This window comes from Pedobacter sp. 01N416, assembly GCF_056399685.1.
In genome coordinates this window covers 1-2,678 of the sequence record NZ_JBFTRT010000638.1, presented here as the reverse complement: position 1 = coordinate 2,678, position 2,678 = coordinate 1, and the positions used below count along the sequence as shown (strand labels likewise).

The 2,678-nt window shown below is 35.8% G+C and carries 3 protein-coding genes and 1 pseudogene; all 4 read left to right on the top strand.

Translation table 11 applies throughout. The features are described from left to right. A partial coding sequence (locus tag AC1DND_RS25095; protein ID WP_477585268.1) for a 1-acyl-sn-glycerol-3-phosphate acyltransferase occupies nt 1-687 on the top strand: 687 nt, incomplete at its 5' end. After that, nucleotides 684-1,781, top strand: coding sequence for a glycosyltransferase family 2 protein (locus AC1DND_RS25090; protein WP_477585267.1), 1,098 nt, complete (start codon nt 684-686; stop codon nt 1,779-1,781). The genes AC1DND_RS25095 and AC1DND_RS25090, both read left to right, overlap by 4 nt. Next, complete coding sequence (locus AC1DND_RS25085; RefSeq protein WP_477585266.1) at nt 1,751-2,425, top strand: carotenoid biosynthesis protein; 675 nt, start codon at nt 1,751-1,753, stop codon at nt 2,423-2,425. Before AC1DND_RS25090 ends, AC1DND_RS25085 begins: the two co-directional genes overlap by 31 nt. A 12-nt stretch (nt 2,426-2,437) precedes the next feature. After that, nucleotides 2,438-2,678: pseudogene (locus AC1DND_RS25080) on the top strand (4-hydroxy-3-methylbut-2-enyl diphosphate reductase); the annotation flags it as partial.

The window sequence follows — 2,678 nt, the reverse complement described above, 5'->3', positions numbered from 1 at the left end:
GACTATAGCCGTCTTAAAGAAACCACATTTGCAATTAACCTCAATTTTTTGCAATTTCCCGAAATGTATCAGCCTAGAAAAAATAATTTGATCTTCAGCTTTTTCTCCTGGTACATCCAGTTTATCATCAAAAAAGATTTTGCGGCATTCAATTACGATGGAGTGGAAATCAAACAAGACGCTTCTATTCTAATTTTAGCCAATCATTTTAGCTGGTGGGATGGTTTTTTCCTCTTTTACATCAACAAAAAAGTATTTAAGAAACAATTTCATGTTTTAGTGAATGCCGAAAACTATACTAAAGTTGGTTTTCTAAAGTATCTTGGTGCTTTTGCGGCCGAAAATAAAGGTAAAGATGTTTTAGAAACGCTTAATTATGCAGGCAAACTGTTAGATAACCCCGCAAATTTGGTACTTGTATTTCCCCAGGGCAAATTATATTCGAACCACCTCAAAAATATCAGTTTCGAAAAAGGAGTGATGCAGATGATCAATGCCAGTCAGAAAAAAATCAATATTATTTTTGCCGCCACCTTTATTGATTATTTTGCGGAAAGAAAGCCTTCAGCTTATACTTATTTGCAGCATTGGGAGAACGAAGAATATGTGAGCTTGCAATTGCTGAAAAGTGCCTATAATAAACATTACGATCAATCGGTTGTTAAACAAACTCAGCTAATTGAATGACAATTTTTATTTACGCCGTTTTAATTTTCCTGGTGATCCGGTTTTCGGTTACTGTTTTCAATTTCCTTTCTAACCCTAAGTTGCCGAGAGTGGTTAAACACTATCATGATAAGGTTTCGATCCTAATTCCTGCGCGAAATGAAGAAGCAGATATTTTAGAACTACTCGTTTCGATAAAAAATCAGGATTACTCCAATTATGAGGTTATTGTTTTAGATGATAACAGCGATGACAATACTTATGAGGTAGTCGAAAAATTTTGTCTCACAAACCCGCAATATAAAGTGGTACGCGGGAAAGCGTTACCTCAAAACTGGCTTGGAAAAAACTATGCGTGCCACCAGCTTAGCGAATTGGCTACAGGGAAATATCTTTTGTTTATCGACGCAGACGAATCAGTAAAAAGAGGATTGATCAATAGCCTGATCAACCGGATGGAAATCGGAGGCCTGGCTTTGTTAAGTGTTTTTACCAACCAAACTATAAAATCGATAGGCGAGTGGTTAACAGTGCCCTTAATGCATTTTATACTGCTAAATTTATTGCCTTTGCGATTGGTTAAACTTTCGAAAAATCCAGCATTTTCAGCAGCAAGCGGACAGTGCATGTTTTTTAATGCCAATAATTACAAAGAAAACCATTGGCATGAGCGGGTTAAACACCAGGTTGTGGAAGATGTGGAGATTATGAAGTTGGTAAAACAAGAAAAATTTAATGCAGAGGCCCTTTTAGCCAACAGACTGATCTATTGCAGGATGTACAAAAATTTAGGCGAAAGCTTAAACGGTTTTAGTAAAAATTTACTGGCGGGTTTTGGTAATAACATCATAATATTATTACTTTACCAGCTTTTGGTAACTGTAGGGCCAGTAATTTTAATCTTAAACTTTAATATTGCTTTACTTGTATTACCATTAACTTTAATAGTATTAAGTAGAATGATGATCTCCTATTTATCGGGACAAAATGTTTTGATAAATCTGATTTTACATCCCTTACAGATGTTGTTCTTCTTAATAATTTCATTCATTTCTATAAAAAAACATATTTTTAAAACGAGCACATGGAAGGGCAGAACGATCAAAACGATTTAAAGGTTAAAAGGATTGCAGTTGCAATAATTGTCGTTTTTCATATGGTTGGCTTGCTTGGCTTCTTAATTCCTGCTGCCCAGCCTTATTTTATCAAACTGGTTCCCTTTCATTTGTTGCTGATGTTTGCCGTAATTGTTTTTTCGTACAATGCCGATGTGAAACGTTTATTATTACTGGTTTCGGGTGTATTTCTCTGTGGCTTTTTAGTCGAGGTACTGGGCGTGCATACCGGAAAGATATTTGGCAGCTATTATTACGGCGATACATTGGGCTACAAAGTTGCTGCGGTTCCATTACTAATGGGTGTAAATTGGGTAATCCTTATTTTCAGTGTTGGACAAATGATGAAAAGTATGAAAATCAGGCATAGTATTCTGGCTTCTGTTCTCGGCGCTTTTATACTGGTAGGTTTCGATTTCTTTTTGGAACCTGTGGCCATGAAATTTAACTACTGGCAGTGGGACTGGCATGAAATCCCTGTTCAGAATTATGTAGCGTGGTTTATTGTTTCTGTAATATTGTTAAAGTTTTATTATGCTTTGGGCTTAAAGCAACAGAAACATATTGGTACTGTAATGTTCGTTTCACAGCTAATCTTTTTTGTTGTCTTATACATGACAACCGGAACAAATATTTTTGCTTAATTTTGTATCGCAATGGGTTACAACTTACAGGTTAACATCGATAAATCATCAGGCTTTTGCTTTGGCGTAGTATATGCCATAGAAATGGCCGAAGATATTCTGGATAATGAAGGTTATTTATATTGCCTTGGCGATATTGTGCATAATGATGAAGAAGTAGAGCGTTTAACCAATCGTGGATTAAAAATCATCGATCACGAAGTATTAAAAAACTTAAGGGACGAAAAGGTTTTAATCAGGGCTCATGGTGAGG

Bases quoted from the DNA above. Each gene is read 5' to 3' on its own strand.
- AC1DND_RS25090 (WP_477585267.1), top strand. From the start codon at position 684: ATGACAATTTTTATTTACGCCGTTTTAATTTTCCTGGTGATCCGGTTT.
- AC1DND_RS25085 (WP_477585266.1), top strand. From the start codon at position 1,751: ATGGAAGGGCAGAACGATCAAAACGATTTAAAGGTTAAAAGGATTGCA.